Below are 16,114 nucleotides of genomic sequence, written 5' to 3' on the forward strand. Positions count from 1 at the left end.
ACGCTGCCGGGATCAGCCGGGCTCCGAGGTGCCGTTGCGGCCCTCGAGCACGTCGTCGTCGGGCTCCTCGAACTTGTCCGTGTCGTAGTCCCGCGCCACCTCGCGCATGAACCGCTGCCACTGGCCGCCGGCGTAGGTGGAGCCGTCCACCCAGTCGTCGCCCTCGGTGCGCTCGCCGCCGATGGACAGCCCGTTCAGGGACCGGGAGCCGAACTCGTAGTTGCCGACCCACGACGCGGTGGCCAGGCCCTGGGTGTAGCCCACCATCCAGGTCTGGGTCGAGTTGTCCGTGGTGCCCGTCTTGGCCGCGGAGGCGCCCGGCAGGCCGATCTCCCGCTGCCAGCCCGAGCCGCGGATCAGGGTCTGGTTGAGCGCGAAGTTCACGCCGTCGGCCACGTCCTCGCTGATGACGCGCTCGCAGGACGTCTCGGGGATGTCGTACTCCTTGCCCGTGTAGTCCACGACCCGCTCGAGGGCGCGCGGCTCGCACATCTCGCCGCGGTTGGCGAACGCGGAGTAGGCCCGGGCCATGGTCATCGGGGAGATGTCCACGGAACCGCCCAGCAGGGACGCCAGGACCGTGGTGTCCACGGGCTCGCCGTTCTTGCCGTTGACGATGCCCAGCGACTCGGAGATCTCGCCGATGTCGCACAGGTCGAGGTCCTCCGCCATCGCGTAGATCGCGGTGTTGATCGAGTTGTACAGGCCGAAGTCGGCCTCCATCTCCCGGGTGTAGCCGGGCTCCGCGTTCTGGATCTCGAAGCCCTCGCCGTTGTTGCCGGGCTCGATCTTGTAGCCGCGCTCCAGGCAGGACGCGTCCCACCGGTGGTCGGCGGGCCACTTGGTCCGGGTGGCGTCGATCTCGTCCTCGGCGCCGTTGCCGGCGTCGAGCCAGGCAGCGTAGGTCAGCGGCTTGTACGTCGAGCCGACCTGGAAGCCGCCGGCCCCGCCCATCCACGAGTCCACGTTGAAGTTGTACGTGGTGTTGGAGTCGCCCTCCGCCGTGGAGTAGTAGGTGTTCTGCGCCATCGCCACGATGTCCCCGTTGGAGGGCTCGAGGGAGACGAGCGCGGTGGAGACGTTGTCCGGGTTGTCGTCCCGGGGCTGGGTCTCGTTGACCGCCTCCTGGGCCGCGCGCTGGGCCTCGATGTCGAGCGTGGTGGTGATGGTGAGCCCGCCGAGCTGCAGGGTCTTGAGCCGCTCCTCGGGGGTCTCGCCGAACGCCGAGTCCTGGAGGATGGAGTTCTCCACGTAGTCGCAGAAGTAGGGGGCGATCTCGGCGGCCGTGCACCCGGAGTTCGTGGGATTGAGGTCCACCTCGATCGGCTCGGCGGCCGCGGCCGCGTGCTCCTCCGGGGTGATCGCGCCGGTGGTGAGCATCGTGTCCAGCACGATGTTGCGCCGCTCCGTGGCGGCCTCCGGGTTCGCGGCGGGGTCGTAGTAGTTGGGGGACTGCACCATTCCGGCCAGCACGGCGGACTGGGCGATGCTCAGCTCGGACGCGGGGATGCCCCAGTAGTACTGGGCCGCCGCCTCCACGCCGTAGTTCTGCCCGCCGAAGAGCACCATGTTGAGGTAGCCCTCGAGGATCTGGTCCTTGCTCAGCTCCTGCTCCATGGACAGGGCGAGCTTGATCTCCTTGATCTTGTCCGTGTAGCCCTTGTCGGCGCCGATGGTCGTGGCCTCCTCACCGGCCCGCACCTGCGAGTCGATGAGCAGGTTGTTCACGTACTGCTGCGTGATGGTCGACGCGCCCTGGCGGGCGTCCGGGCGGATGATGTTGTTGCCCAGGGCGCGCAGTATGCCGCCGAGGTCCACGCCGCCGTGCTCGTAGAAGTCGCGGTCCTCGATGGCGAGGATCGCGGCCTCCATGTGCGGGGAGATCTCGTCCAGGCTCACGGGGGTGCGGTTCTGCGCGTAGAACGTGGCGATCTCCGTCCCGTCCCGGGACACCACGGTGGAGGCGCGCGACATCGGCCCCGCCTCCATCTGGGCCGGGAGGTCCTTGAACCACCCGATGGAGGCGTTCGCGGCGAGGCCCGTGGCGGCTGCGGGGGGGACCAGGAGACCGGCGGCCACGATGCCGGCAACGATGCTCGTGGCGATGAACGCGACGACGTTGCCCAGGGCCGACGGTGCCTGCGCGGCAGGGTACTTGCGGGAAGCCATTCGGACAGTCTACAAGCGCGAACCCGGCCGCGGCCTGTGTGCCGCCCGTCACGGCGGAGCGCGTCCGGGCGTTCGTGGCTACGCTGGGGCCATGACTACCTGGGAATACGCCACCGTGCCGCTCATGATCCACGCCACCAAGCAGATCCTCGACAACTGGGGCGACGACGGGTGGGAGCTCGTCACCGTGCTGCCCGGCTCCACCCCCGCCGACGTCCCGGCCGGCAACGTGAACGCGCCCGTCCAGACCAACCCCATCGCCTACTTCAAGCGCCCCAAGGGCTGACGGCCCGACGCCGCCGCCCCCGAGAACCCCGGAGGACTTCCATGCGCAACGGCTCCGCCGTCGAAACCCGCATCGCCGAGCTCGGCCTCGAGCTCCCGGCGGTCGCGGCCCCCGTGGCCGCCTACGTGCCCGCCGTGGTCACCGGCTCGTGGGTGCACACCTCGGGCCAGCTGCCCTTCGTGGACGGGCAGCTGCCCGCCACCGGCAAGGTGTCCGCGTCCGGGGCGGCGGGCACCGTCTCCCCGGAGGACGCCCACGAGCTCGCGGCCCGCGCCGCCCTCAACGCCGTGGCCGCGGTCAAGGAGGCCGTCGGGGACCTGGACCGGGTGGTCCGGGTCGTCAAGGTCGTGGGCTTCGTCGCCTCCGACCCCGGCTTCACCGGCCAGCCCGGCGTGATCAACGGCGCCTCGGAGCTGCTGGGCCGGATCTTCGGCGACGCGGGGGTGCACGCCCGCTCCGCGGTGGGCGTGGCGGTCCTGCCGCTCGACGCGCCGGTCGAGGTGGAGCTCGTTGCCGAGTTCCGCTGAACCGCCGGTCCCGTCCCCGCGGACGGGGCGCCTGCCCGTGGTGCGCTGGTTCGAGATCCCGGAGGGCCAGCGCGAGGCCGCGCAGGCGTGGCTCGAGCGCGGCGCCGGCATCCCGGGCAGCGCCCCCTCGCCGGCCGCCGCCGTGGTGTTCGTGCGGGACGGCGAGCACGGCGTGGAGACCTACCTCACCTACCGGCCGGGCAACTCCCCGCTCGGCACCGTGGGCTTCCCCGGCGGCACCCTCGAGTCCCACGACGACGACCCCCTCGACTGGGCGGGCCCCAGCCCCTCGGACTGGGCGCGCAAGCTCGGCATGGAGGGCGACCTCGGCCGGGCCCGGCGCGCGGTGGTGGCCGCGGTCCGCAAGGCCTTCGAGGAGGCCGGCGTGCTGCTCGCGGGGGCGGACTCGATGAGCACCGTCGAGTCGGTGGAGGGCGCCGAGTGGATGCGCTCCCGGGAGGCGCTCGCGGTGGGGGACGTGTCCCTCGCCCAGGTGCTGGGACGGCGCCGCCTGGTGCTGCGCTCCGACCTGCTCAAGCCCCTCGCGCACTGGGTCACCTCCGACTTCGCCCACCGCCGCTACGACATCCACTACTTCACCGCGGTGGTCCCCGACGGGCAGGCCCCGACCGTGCTGGAGTCCAAGGGCGTCTGGGGCCGGTGGGTGGACGCCGCCCAGGCCGTGGCCGACCCCCAGGGCAGCTGGCTCGGGGACCTCGTGGGGCGGCAGGACACCGTGGGCCGCACGATCGACGACCTCTCCTCGCCGGGCGTCCAGTGCATGCTCGAGTCCGTCGCCGAGTGCTCCTCGGCGATCGCCTTCCTCGCCAAGAAGCGGGCCGTGGTGGCCCGCAACCCGGTGCTCGAGGTGCACGAGGGCCGGCCCGTGCTGCGCCTCGACCTCTCCTGAGGCCTCGTCCCGGCCGCCCCGGTCCGCCCGCCGTGACCCGGACCGGGCACGGCAGCGGCCCGGTCACCCGCGAGGGCGACCGGGCCGCTGCCGTGGGGCGGGGCTCAGCGGCTGCGCTGCTTGAGCCGCTGCAGGTCCAGGATCACCACGGCGCGCGCCTCGAGCCGGATCCAGCCGCGCTGGACGAACTCGGCCAGCGCCTTGTTCACCGTCTCGCGGGACGCGCCGACGAGCTGCGCCAGCTCCTCCTGGGTCAGCTCGTGCGCCACGAGGATGCCGTCCGTGGCGGGCCGGCCGAACCGGTCGGCCAGGTCCAGCAGCGCCTTGGCCACGCGGCCGGGCACGTCGGAGAAGACGAGGTCGGCGAGGCTCTCGTTGGTGCGCCGCAGCCGGCGGGCCAGGGCCTGCAGCAGCTGCGCCGAGACGTCGGGGGAGCGCTCGATGACCTTCTTGAGGTTCTCGTGCTTGAGCCCGGCCAGGCGCGTCTCGGACACGGCGGTCGCGGACGTGGACCGAGGGCTCGGGTCGAACAGGGCCATCTCGCCGAACAGCTCGCCCGGGCCCATGATCGCCACGAGGCTCTCGCGGCCGTCCGGGGCTGTGCGGCCGAGCTTGATCTTCCCCGAGATGATGAAGTAGAGCTGGTCGCCCGGGTCGCCCTCGTGGAACAGCGTGGAGCCGCGCGAGAGGTCGACCTCGGTGAGCTCCTCGGTGAGGGCGGCGAACGCCTGGTCGTCCAGGGACGCGAACAGGGGAGCGCGGCGGAGGACGTCGATATCCATGGTTCTCCTCAAGAAGTGCCGCCGCCGGGCCGTGGCCCGCGGCGGCCGATGTCAGCGGGAGTCGCCCGCACCAGTGTGTGAGCAACCTAACGTACCTGACGTTCACTGTAGTGTCTCCGGCGCGCGATTCCCAAGGACGGGCGTGGCGGGCCGGGTGCGGCGACAGGAACGCCTCACGCATCTCACAGCCGGGCTCCCTATGCTGGTGGCTCGCTCCCCGGCCGCCGGCCCCACAGAACCCGCAGAGGAACCCGATGTCCCCGTCCTTCAACCTGCTCGACGTCCTGCTGGCCGTGGTGCTGCTGGGCTACCTCTTCTACGGGTTCAGCCGCGGCTTCTTCAACTCCCTGTTCTCCCTGGCCGGGCTCGTGCTCGGCGGCGTGGCGGCGTTCTCGGCCGCTCCGTGGGTCAGCGCGCAGGTGGAGCCGCAGTACCGGGTGGGGGCCGTGCTCGTCACCGTGATCGTCCTCCTGGTGGTGGGCCAGATGCTGGGCGGGGTGCTGGGCCGCGCCCTGTCCGCCGTGACCGAGCGGATGCGCCTGGGGGCGCTCAACCGGATCGCCGGGGCGGCCCTGGACGTCGCCGTCGCCGCGCTCGTGCTCTCGCTGCTCGGCTCGCTCGTCGGCCAGCTGGGCGTCCCGACCCTGTCCCAGCAGGTGGCGTCCTCCACCGTGCTGCGCACCATCGACGAGAACACCCCCGGGCCCGTGCGCGAGGCGGTGACCGAGGCGCGCAACGCCGTGGGCGGAGCCACCGGCATCCGTCAGCTGGACGCCCTGCTGTTCCCCGCCGAGGAGGCCCCCGACGAGAGCGTCAGCACGCCCGCCTTCCAGGAGGCCGGGCAGTCCGTGGTGCAGGTCTACGGCATGGCGGTCGAGTGCCGGCAGAACCAGACGGGCTCGGGCTTCGTGACCGCCGCCGGGCAGGTGGTGACCAACGCTCACGTGGTGGCCGGGGTGGACGAACCGGTGGTGCAGACCCGGGACGGCCAGGTGCACTCCGCCGACGTTGTTTACTTCGACCCGGCCACCGACCTGGCCGTCCTCTCCGCGCCGTCCCTGCCGCTGCGCGCCCTGGCGCTCGGGGAGGACCCCGCGGCCGGGGACGTGGTCGCGTTCATGGGCTACCCGCTGGGCGGGCCGTTCGCGGCCGGGCCCGCCACCGTGCAGGGCACCGCGCTCGCCCCCGTGCAGGGCACCGGCGGGACCATGGAGATCATCCAGCTGGCCGGGCAGGTCCAGCAGGGCAACTCCGGCGGCCCGCTCGTGGCGCAGGACGGCACGGTCGTCGGCGTCGTCTTCGCCAAGGCCCTCGAGGGGCAGGTCGGCTACGCCCTGACCCTCGACGAGCTGCGCGGGGCGCTCGACGCCACCGGCGGCAGCACCCGGGCCGTGGACTCCGGCGCCTGCGCGGCCTGAGGACCTAGCCCTCGAGGGTCCGCAGCAGGTGCTCGACCGCCAGCTCGTAGCCGAGGGCGCCCGCCCCGGCGATCACCGCGTCCGCCTGCAGCGACACGTAGGAGGTGTGCCGGAACGGCTCGCGCCGGTGCACGTTGGACAGGTGCACCTCCACCACCGGCAGCTCCGCGGCCTCGAGCGCGTCGTGGATCGCGATCGAGTAGTGGGTGAACGCCGCCGGGTTGATGATGATCGCCGCGCCCTCGGTCCGGGCCTCCTGGATCAGGTCCACCAGGACGCCCTCGTGGTTGGACTGGTGGAACGCCACGCCCCAGCCGCCCGCGGCGGCCCGGGCGCGCACGGCCTCCTCGATGTCCGCGAGCGTCGTGGTGCCGTACACCTCCGGGCGCCGGACGCCGAGCAGGTTGAGGTTGGGGCCGTTGAGGACGTAGATCGGTCTGCGCGTGCTGGTCATGCCCGCATCCTCTCATCCGGGCACCGGGCCGGCCCCCGGGCGCCGCAGCGCCCCCTCGCGCGGCAGGGGCGAGGGGGCGCTGCGGAGCGGGGCGCGCGGGACTACCGGGAGAGCGAGGCCACGATCTGCTGCATCACGGTCTGGTCCGCGAGGGTCGAGACGTCGCCGACCTCGCGCTCCTCGGCCACGTCCTTGAGCAGCCGGCGCATGATCTTCCCGGACCGGGTCTTGGGCAGCTCCGGGACGATGAGCACCTTCTTGGGCTTGGCGATCGGGGAGATCTCCTTGCCCACGTGGGCGCGCATCTCCTCGGACAGCTCGGCCTTGTCCCGGTCCTCGGCCGCGGCCTGGTCGGAGAGGATCACGAACGCGATCACGGCCTGGCCGGTGGTCTCGTCCGTGGCGCCCACCACCGCGGCCTCCGCCACGGACGGGTGGGAGACCAGGGCGGACTCGATCTCCGGGGTGGAGAGGCGGTGGCCGGAGACGTTCATGACGTCGTCGACACGGCCGAGGATCCACACGTCCCCGTCGGCGTCACGCTTGGCGCCGTCACCGGCGAAGTACATCTCGCCGAAGCGGGACCAGTAGGTGTCCACGTAGCGGTCGTCGTCGCCCCAGATGGTGCGCAGCATCGCGGGCCACGGCTCGCGCAGCACGAGGAAGCCCGAGGTCTCGTTCGGCACGGGCTGCCCGTTGTCGTCCACGACGTCGACCTTGATGCCGGGCATCGGCACCTGGGCGGAGCCCGGCTTGGCGACCGTCACGCCCGGCAGCTGGGAGATCATGATGGCGCCGGTCTCGGTCTGCCACCACGTGTCGACGATCGGGCAGCGGCCGCCGCCGATGACCCGGTGGAACCAGGTCCACGCCTCGGGGTTGATGGCCTCGCCCACGGTGCCGAGCACCCGCAGGGACGAGAGGTCGTACTCCGCCGGGATCTCCTCGCCCCACTTCATCATGGTGCGGATCGCGGTGGGGGAGGTGTACATGATGGACACCTTGTACTTCTGCACGATCTCCCAGAAGCGCCCGCGGTGCGGGGAGTCCGGGGTGCCCTCGTAGATCACCTGGGTGGAGCCGTTGACCAGGGGCGCGTAGGCGACGTAGGAGTGCCCGGTGACCCACCCGACGTCGGCGGTGCACCAGTAGACGTCCGTCTCCGGCTTGAGGTCGAACACGTACTTGTGGGTGAACGCGCCCTGGGTGAGGTAGCCGCCCGTGGTGTGCATGATGCCCTTGGGCTTGCCCGTGGTCCCCGAGGTGTAGAGCACGAACAGCGGGTCCTCGGCGCCCTGCTCGGACGGGGTGTGCTCCGTGGAGGCGGCCTCGACGGCCTCGTGCCACCACACGTCCCGGCCCTCGGTCATCTCGATGTCGGCCTCGTTGCGGCGGACCACGAGCACGTGCTCCACGGTGGAGCCGCCGCGGGACAGGGCGTCGTCCACGGCCGGCTTGAGCATGGAGGGCTTGCCGCGGCGGAAGGTCCCGTCCGCGGTGACCACGAGCTTCGCCTCGCCGTCCTCGACGCGGGACAGCAGCGCGTCCGCGGAGAACCCGCCGAAGACCACGGAGTGGATCGCGCCGATGCGGGCGCAGGCCAGCATCGCGATGACGGCCTCGGCGATCATCGGCAGGTAGAGGGCCACGCGGTCGCCCTTGGTCACGCCGAGGCTCTCCATGGCGTTGGCGGCCTTCGACACCTCGTCCTTGAGCTGGGCGTAGGTGTAGCTGCGGCTGTCGCCGGGCTCGCCCTCGAAATGGATGGCCACCCGGTCCCCGTTGCCGGCCTCCACGTGGCGGTCCACGGCGTTGTAGCACGCGTTGAGGGTGCCGTCCTGGAACCACTTCGCGAACGGGGGGTTGGTCCAGTCGAGGACCTCGGTGAACTCCTTGTTCCAGCTCAGCAGCTCCCGTGCCTGGCGGCCCCAGAAGTCGACACCCTCCTCCTCCGCCTGCCGGTACAGCTCCGCGGTGGCATTGGCCTGGGCCGCGAACTCGGGGCTCGGGGCAAAGGTCTTGGTCTCGACAGGTGTGGTCTCCGAAGCCATGTGGTCTTCCCTTCTCGTGGCACACCGCGCACGGACTCCCGGAGGCACCGGACGTCCGTGTCACAGCTCACATAGTGTCGTTTTCACCCTAGACGATCGGTGCACCCGGTTCCACAGAGGCCACGCCGCGCCGAGTCACGGAAGCGCTCCGGGCGCCCCGCCTAGAATCGGGGCATGGTCCTCCCCGCTGTGCCCCGTCCGCCCGCCCACCTGCGCGTCGTGGACCCCGCCAAGGCGCGCGCCGGTGCCGCACGGCGCCGCCGGACCGGCGCGCCGGAGTCCCCGCTGGCGCGCAAGCGGCGGGCCCGCCGGATCAACGCGGTGCTCGCCGAGACGTATCCGTACGCGGTCGCCGAGCTGGACTTCCGCTCCCCGTACGAGCTGCTCGTGGCCACGGTGCTCTCCGCCCAGACGACGGACGTGCGCGTGAACGCGACCACGCCGCGGCTGTTCGCCGCCTGTCCCACGCCGCGGGCGCTGGCCGAGGCGGACGAGGCGGAGATCGAGGAGATCATCCGCCCGCTCGGCTTCTACCGGGCCAAGACCCGGGCGATCCGGACGCTCGCGCAGAAGATCGTGGACGACCACGACGGCGAGGTGCCCGGGCGGCTGGAGGACCTTGTCACCCTGCCCGGGGTGGGCCGCAAGACCGCCAACGTGGTGCTCGGCAACGCGTTCGGGATCCCGGGGATCACCGTGGACACCCACTTCGGCCGGCTGGCCCGCCGCTTCGGCTGGACGGAGGAGGAGGACCCGGTCAAGGTCGAGCGGGACGTCGCCGCGCTGTTCGAGCCCCGCGACTGGACCGACCTGTCCCAGCGGCTCGTCTACCACGGGCGGCGCATCTGCCACTCCCGGCGGCCCGCGTGCGGGGTGTGCCCCGTCGCGGACCTCTGCCCGTCCTACGGCGAGGGACCCACGGACACGGCCCAGGCGGCGGCGCTGCTCAAGTACGAGTTCGCCCCGGGCCGGGAGGAGCTGCTGGAGCTGTTCCTCGCCGGCCGGACCCGGGCCGAGCTGCAGGCCGACGGCTGGCCCCTGAGCTCGTGAGCGGCACCGACGGGCGGGGAGGACGGCGCACGGGCGACGCCTACCAGGACCTGCTGCGGGTGGCCCGCAACGGCCGGCTGCTGCAGATGGAGGACCGCGAGCCGTGGCGGATCGGCAGGATCGACGAGAACTACCGCCGCTCGGCCGTGCTGATCCTCTTCGGGGCGCTCGACGACCTGCCCTCGCGCGCCGCCGAGCACGGGGAGGGGGTGGGGCGGGACCTCGACGTCCTGCTCGTCCAGCGGGCCGCGACGCTGCGCTCCCACCCCGGCCAGGTGGCCTTCCCGGGCGGCCGGCTGGACCCCGAGGACGGGGACCTGCACGAGGTGCTGTCCGTGCCCGGGGGAGAGGTCAGCGCCGCCCACGTGCGCGCCGCCGTCCGCGAGGCCGAGGAGGAGACCGGGCTGGACCCGCGGGGCGTGGAGGTGCTCGGCGCCCTCGCCCCGGTGCCGCTGCCCGTCTCCAACCACCTCGTCACCCCGGTGCTGGGCTGGTGGCGGGAGTCCTCGCCGGTGGACGTCGTGGACCACGCCGAGTCCTCCCTGGTGTTCCGCGTCCCCGTGCTGGACCTCATCGACCCGGCCAACCGGCACTCCGCCACCGTGACGCGCGGGCGGCAGACCTACCGCTCGCCCGCCTTCACGGTCCCCGTGGCCGGCACCGCGTCCACCGTGACCGTCTGGGGGTTCACCGGAGTGCTCCTGGACCGGGTGCTCACGGCGCTCGGCTGGGCCGTGCCCTGGGACGCAGGCCGGGTCCGGCCCGCCCCGCTCTAGCACGTCCCGGGCCCATGACGCCCCCGGCGCGCAACATTGCCGGTGCGCCGGCAAGCCGCCTTACGATGCCAGGGTCCCCCGTGTCCACGACCCCCCAGGAGGCTCCCGGTGGCCTCGCCCCGACCCGGCGCCGAACGGCCCCGGCTCGCCGAGCAGCTCAGCGCCGCCCGCCGCCGCCGCGGCCTGTCGGTGCGCGCCCTGGCGGCCTCGTGCCGGGTCCCCGCCAGCACCATCCAGGGCTGGCTCAGCGGGGCGCACCTGCCCGGACCGGCCCTGCGCGGGGAGTTCACGGCCCTGCTGGACGCCCTCGGGCTGACCGACGAGCGCCCGGCCGAGCTGTGGTGGGCGGACGTCAACCGCTCCCGCACCCCCGTCCGGCCGGACTCCACCCCGTACGTGGGCCTGCGCTCCTACCGTCCCGAGGACGAGGCGCACTTCTTCGGCCGCGCCGCGGAGATCGCCGTGCTCGACGAGCGGGTGGCCCGGCTCGCCGACGCGGACGGGCCCCGCATCCTGGCCGTGGTCGGGGCCTCCGGGGCAGGCAAGTCCTCGCTGCTGGGCGCGGGACTGCTCGGCCGGCTGCGGGCCGCGGGCGGGCCCCTGCACGGATGGAGCGCCGTGGCCACCACCCCGGGCCTCGACCCCGTGCACCGGCTCGCGGAGGCCGTCGGGACGGCACCGGACCTGCTCGTCGTCGACCAGCTCGAGGAGCTCTGGACGGGCGCCCGGGACGACGAGGAGCCCGGGCGCTTCCTGGACCGGCTCGCCGCGGCGAGCCGGGACCGGGTGGTCGTGGTCGGCCTGCGGGCGGACTTCTTCGGCACGGCCAGCCGGCACGCCGAGCTGCGCGCCGCCCTGGAGCGGCCGGTGCTGCTCGGCGCGCTGACCCGGGAGCAGCTCGAGCAGATCGTGGTGGGCCCCGCGGCCGCGGTCGGCGCCCGCGTCTCCCCGGACCTGGTGGAGGTGGTCCTGCGGGACGTCGCCCCCCGCGGCACGGAGGTCGGCGTGGGCCTGCTCCCGCTGCTCTCCCAGGCGATGCTCGGGACCTGGGAGCACGCCCGCTCCCGGGAGCTGACGGTGGCCGACTACCACGCGGCGGGCGGCATCACGGAGGCCGTGGAGCGCCGCGCCGAGGAGGTGCACGCCCGGCTGGGCCCGCGGGAGCGGGAGGTGGCCCGGGCGGTGTTCCTGCGGCTGGTGCGCGTGGTCGGCACCGGGACCTCCGCCACGGTCGTGCGCACCCCGGTGCTCCGGGAGGAGCTGCCGGAGGGCGGGGCGGCGGTGGTCGAGGACTTCGCCCGCGCCCGGCTGCTGACCATCGACCGGGACGAGATCCAGCTCAGCCACGAGACCCTGCTGGACCACTGGTCCCGGCTCAGCCGCTGGATCGAGGACAGCCGCCGCGACCTCTACGTCCGGCAGCAGCTGCAGCGCGCCACGCAGATGTGGCTGGCCAACGACCGGGACCCGCTCGCGCTGATCCCGCTGGGCCAGCTCGCGTCCTTCCGGGACTGGACCGGGGACCCGCGCCAGCAGGCGCTGCTGAGCCCGGCCGAGCGCGAGTACCTGGAGGAGAGCGAACGCCACTACGAGGACGCCCTGGAGCGGCAGAAGCGCAGCGCCCGGGAGATCGAGCGGCGCGGCCACGTGGCCCTCGTCCTGCTGGCGCTGGCCGTCTGCGCGGCCGTGGTGGCGGGCGCCCTGGGCCTCCGGGCGGAGCGCTTCCAGACCGTCGCGGAGACCGCCCGCGACGAGGCGCTCTCCCGCCAGACCGCGCTCGAGGCCTCACGGATCCGCGGGGAGTCGCCCAACCTGGCCTCGCAGCTCAGCCTCGCGGCCTACCGGATGGCCCCCACGCGGGAGGGCACCTCCGCCCTGATCGACGCGACCGCGGTGAACGCCCCGGAGCGGTGGCTCGGCCCGGACGGCGCGTCCCGGCTCGCGGCGCTGGACGACGGCTCCGTCGTCGCCCGGGCCGCGGGGGACGGCCGGCTGTCCGTGTGGCGGGACAGCAGCAGCCTGCACGAGAACCGGGAGGACCTGGCCGTGGTCGACGGCGCCCCCGGGCTCGGCGACGTGGACCTCCGCGCGGTGGACGGCCGCGTCCTCGCGGCGGTGGGCGGGCGCGGGCACGTGAGCCTGTGGGACGTCACCGACCGCCCGGCCCGCCGGCTGGGCGGTCTCGCCGTGGGCGCGGAGACGCCGGTCAACGCGCTCGTCCTCTCGCCCGACGGCCGGCAGCTGCTCGCCGGGGCCCGCGGCGAGGTGCTGCGCTGGTCCCTCGACGACCCCCGCGCCCCCGTGCGGCTGCCGCCCCTGGCGCTGGGGGAGGACGCCGACGTCCTGGCCCTCGCGGCGGCGCCCGACGGCACGGTGTACGCGGGCGGGACGTCCGGGGAGATCGTCCGGTACGCCACGGACGGCCGCCGCACGCAGCGCCTCGACCCGGTCCCGACCGGGCGGGTCGTCCGGGCGCTGGACCTCGGCGACGACGGCGCGCGCCTCGCCGCGGGGCTGAGCGCCCGCGAGCTGCGGCTCTACGACGTCGAGGGGGAGCAGGTCTCCCGCTCCGGGACCATCACGGACTTCGGCAGCTGGATCAGCGACGTCGCCCTCACCCCGGACGGGGAGCACGTCGTGGCCGCCAGCTTCGACCAGAGCGCCTACGTGCACCGGCTCTCCGACCTCGCGCGCGTGGACTCCTTCCCCACCGCCGCCCGGGTCACCAGCGCCCTGCGCGTGGGCGACCGGGTGCTCACCACCTCCCAGGACGGCACCACGCGCGCCTGGGACCGGCGGGGACCCGTCATCGAACGGCGGGGCGAACCCGTCTACCAGCTCTCCGTGGACCGGGAGCACACCGTGCTGAGCGCCGTCGGCATCGGCCCCGACATCGTCTCCCTCTTCGACGTCACGGAGGAGTCCCCCCGGCCGCTGCCGCCCCCGGAGGCCCCCGCCGGGGAGGCCCTCTGGTACGCCGGGGCCGTGGCCCCGGACGCCTCGTTCGTGGCCGGGGGCACGGAGGACGGGGACGTCCTCGTGTGGCCCCTGGAGGACGGGCGCCCGCAGGCGCCGGAGCGGGCCGACGCCATCGGCGCGGGCGTCACCGGCGCCGACGTCACGACGGACGGCGGCACGATCGCGGCGTGGTCCGAGGTCGGCACCGAGATCGCCCTCCTGCGCCGCGCCCCGGAGGGACCCGTCCGGCGGGTGGCGAGCATTCCGCTCGGCGGCACGGAGGCCGCCCGCTTCGACGCGGACGGCACGCTCCTGGCCGCCGCCGACGACGCCAACGGCGTGGAGCTCTGGGACGTCACCGACCCCGCCGCGCCGCGGCGCACCGCGGAGCTGGCCCTCGACTCCGTCGCCACCTCGATCGCGTTCTCCCCGGTGGCGGAGCTGCTGGCCGTGGGCACCGAGGGCGGCCGGGTGCGCCTCTGGGACGTCGCGGATCCCGCCGCCCCCCGGCCGGTGGCGGAGACCTCGGACGCCCTGTCCTCCGTCAAGGGACTGCACTTCTCCGAGGACGGCACCCTGCTGGCCGGCGCCTCCGGCGACAAGTTCGTGTGGATGTGGACCGTGGGCGCCGCGGACCTGGCGGTCCACGCGGCCCTGTCCGCCGCCGGCGACCGGATGAACGACGTGCGCTTCGTGGAGGACCGTCTGGTCGCCACCGGCGACGACGGCGTGGTGCGCAGCTGGCTGGTCGACACCGAGGACGCGGTCGAGGCGATCTGCAGCAACCGGGGCGACCCCATCACCGAGGACGAGTGGCGCCGGCACGTGACGGGCGCCCCCTACCAGGACCTGTGCTGAGTCCCGTGCTGCGTCCTCTGCGGACCCCTCTGCCGAGTCCCGTGCTGGGCCTTCTGCTGGGTCCTCTGCCGAGGGCGGCTCACTTCGCGTCCGCGTAGGACTCCACCACGGCCACGCTGACGGGGAACTCCACGGGGATCCGCCCGAACACCAGCCGGGCCGCCTGCTCGGCGCAGCCGCGGACCAGCTCGGCGGCCCGCTCGGCGTCCTCCCGTGCGCAGTGCAGCACGACCTCGTCGTGCAGGAAGAACACGAGCTCCGCGTCGACGCCCTCCCGCGCCAGCGCCGAGCGGATGGCGCCCATCCAGCACACGGCCCACTCGGCCGCCGTGCCCTGGACCACGAAGTTGCGGGTGAACCGGCCCTGGCCGCGGGCCATCGCCCCGGCGCGCCGCTCGGCCTCCGCGGTGGCGGTGTCCCGCTGCGCCGCGTCCCACTCCGGGCCCGGCCGGGGGGACCAGCGGCCCAGGTGCGTGCACACCTGCCCGCCCGTCTCGCCCACGCGCGCCGCCCGCTCCACGTAGTCCACGGCGCGGGGGAACATCCGGGCCAGGTGCGGCATGAGCCGGCCCGACTGGCCGGTGGTGGCCCCGTACATCGCGCCCAGCATCGCGACCTTCGCCTGCGGGCGCTCGGTCAGCTCCGAGCCCCGCTCCTCGCCGAGGTCCGCGATGGCCTGGTAGAGGTCGCGGCCGCGGGACGCGGCGGCCAGGGCGTCGTCGTGGGCCAGCGCCGCCAGCACGCGCGGCTCGAGCTGGGCGGCGTCGGCCACCACGAGCACGCGCCCCGGGTCCGCCCGCACGGCGTCCCGCACCACGTGCGGGATCTGCAGGGCGCCCCCGCCGCGGGCCGACCAGCGTCCGGTGACCACCCCGCCCACCACGTACTCCGGGCGGAAGCGGCCGTCCCGCACCCACGTGGCCAGCCAGTGCCACCCGTTGGCGCTGAGCAGCCGAGCCTGCTTCTTGTGCTCCAGGACCGGCTCGATCAGCTCCTGGCGCCGGGCGGCCAGGCCGGGCACGGCCCGCGCCCACTCCACGAGCTCCCACTGCCGGGTGCTCGTCACGTCGATCCCCGCCGCCCGCATGGCCTTGAGCAGCTCCTGCGGGGAGTCCGGGTTCAGCCCCGGGGCGTGCAGCGCCTCCCGCAGCCGGGCCACGGTCGCCTCCATCCGCGGGGGCCGCTCCCCGGGCGCCGGCTCGGGGCCCAGCGCGTCTTCCAGCAGGGCCCGGTGCACGTCCTCCCGCCAGGGCACCCCGGCGTGCTGCATCTCCGCGGCGATCAGCGCGCCCTGGGACTCCGCGGCCAGGAGCAGGGTCAGCCGGCGCGGGTCCACGGCGCCCGCCACCGCGGTGAGCTGCGCGCGCAGCTCCTCGACCAGCACCGCCGTGCCGGGGCCCGTGGCCCGGGGAAGGTCGAAGAGGCTGGACTGGTCCTCGGCGGGGGACGGCGGCGGGAGCAGCCCGGGGGCCTCGTCGGCGGGCAGCGGGGCGAGCACCGGCTCGTAGGGCAGCGGGCCCTCGGCGCCGGACCCGTGGGCGGTGGCGGCCGTGGCCAGGATCGCCTGGCACAGCCGCAGGTCGTGGCAGCGCTCCACCCGGGCGCCGGCGGCCAGCAGCTGCGGATAGACCGCGCCCGTGCGCTCCCAGGTCCAGCGCGGCGGGGTGGACCCGTCCCGCCGGGCGGTCTCCTCGCGCCCGGTGACGAACGCCGCCAGCTCCCCGGCGGGCACGTCGATCCCGGGGCCGTCCGGGGCGCCGGCGCCCGTCAGGGGCTGGACCCGGTGCCCGCCGCCGCCGTCCTGCGCTGGTCCCACCACGATGTGCATCCGCCCATTGTCCTGCACGGGTCCGTCACGCTAGGCCGGTGCCCGGA

At 74.3% G+C, this 16,114-nt stretch carries 12 protein-coding genes; 7 read left to right on the forward strand and 5 right to left on the reverse strand.

The genetic code is table 11. From position 1 onward, the window contains the following. Positions 1-12: 12 nt before the first annotated feature. Positions 13-2,169, reverse strand: a complete 2,157-nt coding sequence (locus AVL61_RS00355; RefSeq protein WP_058872393.1) for a transglycosylase domain-containing protein — start codon at positions 2,167-2,169, stop codon at positions 13-15. Positions 2,170-2,260: 91 nt separating this feature from the next. On the opposite strand from AVL61_RS00355, the gene AVL61_RS00360 reads away from it, so the two are divergent. Genes AVL61_RS00360 through AVL61_RS00370 form a run of 3 tightly spaced genes read left to right on the forward strand, consistent with a single transcriptional unit; the run spans position 2,261 to position 3,892 of the window. Next, positions 2,261-2,455, forward strand: coding sequence for a DUF4177 domain-containing protein (locus AVL61_RS00360; RefSeq protein ID WP_031282517.1), 195 nt, complete (start codon positions 2,261-2,263; stop codon positions 2,453-2,455). A gap of 41 nt (positions 2,456-2,496) precedes the next feature. Next, positions 2,497-2,982 carry a RidA family protein gene (locus tag AVL61_RS00365; protein ID WP_058872394.1) on the forward strand — a complete coding sequence of 162 codons (486 nt, stop codon included), beginning with the start codon at positions 2,497-2,499 and terminating at the stop codon, positions 2,980-2,982. Continuing rightward, positions 2,966-3,892: an NUDIX hydrolase gene (locus AVL61_RS00370; protein ID WP_231738220.1), complete on the forward strand. Its 927-nt coding sequence runs from the start codon at positions 2,966-2,968 to the stop codon at positions 3,890-3,892. The genes AVL61_RS00365 and AVL61_RS00370 overlap by 17 nt, the downstream gene beginning before the upstream one ends. A gap of 104 nt (positions 3,893-3,996) precedes the next feature. Here the strand turns inward: AVL61_RS00370 and AVL61_RS00375 are convergent, their stop codons facing one another. Further along, the gene (locus tag AVL61_RS00375) at positions 3,997-4,674 is read right to left on the reverse strand and encodes a Crp/Fnr family transcriptional regulator (protein ID WP_017832519.1); all 678 of its coding nucleotides are present in this window, start codon (positions 4,672-4,674) and stop codon (positions 3,997-3,999) included. Positions 4,675-4,928: 254 nt separating this feature from the next. On the opposite strand from AVL61_RS00375, the gene AVL61_RS00380 reads away from it, so the two are divergent. Then, entirely contained in the window at positions 4,929-6,092 is a 1,164-nt protein-coding gene (locus AVL61_RS00380; RefSeq protein ID WP_058872395.1) for a MarP family serine protease, read from the forward strand. 4 nt (positions 6,093-6,096) lie between these two features. On the opposite strand, the gene aroQ is transcribed toward AVL61_RS00380, so the two are convergent. Then, on the reverse strand, positions 6,097-6,546 hold the full coding sequence (gene aroQ, locus AVL61_RS00385) for a type II 3-dehydroquinate dehydratase (protein ID WP_058872396.1): 450 nt from the start codon (positions 6,544-6,546) through the stop codon (positions 6,097-6,099). Between the two features lie 101 nt (positions 6,547-6,647). Continuing rightward, entirely contained in the window at positions 6,648-8,597 is a 1,950-nt protein-coding gene (gene acs, locus AVL61_RS00390; RefSeq protein ID WP_058872397.1) for an acetate--CoA ligase, read from the reverse strand. A 174-nt stretch (positions 8,598-8,771) separates the two neighbouring features. Between acs and nth the strand changes: the two genes are divergently transcribed. From nth to AVL61_RS00405, 3 genes are all read left to right on the forward strand, one after another. Beyond that, positions 8,772-9,647 carry an endonuclease III gene (gene nth / locus AVL61_RS00395; RefSeq protein ID WP_058872398.1) on the forward strand — a complete coding sequence of 292 codons (876 nt, stop codon included), beginning with the start codon at positions 8,772-8,774 and terminating at the stop codon, positions 9,645-9,647. An 86-nt stretch (positions 9,648-9,733) separates the two neighbouring features. Beyond that, positions 9,734-10,423, forward strand: coding sequence for an NUDIX hydrolase (locus AVL61_RS00400; protein ID WP_157571242.1), 690 nt, complete (start codon positions 9,734-9,736; stop codon positions 10,421-10,423). Positions 10,424-10,531: 108 nt separating this feature from the next. Continuing rightward, positions 10,532-14,239 (forward strand): nSTAND1 domain-containing NTPase, encoded by a 3,708-nt coding sequence (locus AVL61_RS00405; protein ID WP_058872400.1) that lies wholly within the window; start codon positions 10,532-10,534, stop codon positions 14,237-14,239. Positions 14,240-14,318: 79 nt separating this feature from the next. Here AVL61_RS00405 and AVL61_RS00410 read toward each other — a convergent pair whose 3' ends face one another. Continuing rightward, positions 14,319-16,067 carry a bifunctional 3'-5' exonuclease/DNA polymerase gene (locus AVL61_RS00410; RefSeq protein WP_058872401.1) on the reverse strand — a complete coding sequence of 583 codons (1,749 nt, stop codon included), beginning with the start codon at positions 16,065-16,067 and terminating at the stop codon, positions 14,319-14,321. Positions 16,068-16,114: the final 47 nt, after the last annotated feature.

Source organism: Kocuria rosea subsp. polaris (genome assembly GCF_001483755.1).
GTDB lineage: Bacteria > Actinomycetota > Actinomycetes > Actinomycetales > Micrococcaceae > Kocuria > Kocuria cellulosilytica.

Coding starts and splice junctions, on each gene's coding strand:
- AVL61_RS00355 (WP_058872393.1), bottom strand. CDS start 2,169: ATGGCTTCCCGCAAGTACCCTGCCGCGCAGGCACCGTCGGCCCTGGGC.
- AVL61_RS00410 (WP_058872401.1), bottom strand. CDS start 16,067: ATGCACATCGTGGTGGGACCAGCGCAGGACGGCGGCGGCGGGCACCGG.
- AVL61_RS00400 (WP_157571242.1), top strand. CDS start 9,734: ATGGAGGACCGCGAGCCGTGGCGGATCGGCAGGATCGACGAGAACTAC.
- acs (WP_058872397.1), bottom strand. CDS start 8,597: ATGGCTTCGGAGACCACACCTGTCGAGACCAAGACCTTTGCCCCGAGC.
- AVL61_RS00375 (WP_017832519.1), bottom strand. CDS start 4,674: ATGGATATCGACGTCCTCCGCCGCGCTCCCCTGTTCGCGTCCCTGGAC.
- AVL61_RS00380 (WP_058872395.1), top strand. CDS start 4,929: ATGTCCCCGTCCTTCAACCTGCTCGACGTCCTGCTGGCCGTGGTGCTG.
- AVL61_RS00360 (WP_031282517.1), top strand. CDS start 2,261: ATGACTACCTGGGAATACGCCACCGTGCCGCTCATGATCCACGCCACC.
- aroQ (WP_058872396.1), bottom strand. CDS start 6,546: ATGACCAGCACGCGCAGACCGATCTACGTCCTCAACGGCCCCAACCTC.
- AVL61_RS00365 (WP_058872394.1), top strand. CDS start 2,497: ATGCGCAACGGCTCCGCCGTCGAAACCCGCATCGCCGAGCTCGGCCTC.
- nth (WP_058872398.1), top strand. CDS start 8,772: ATGGTCCTCCCCGCTGTGCCCCGTCCGCCCGCCCACCTGCGCGTCGTG.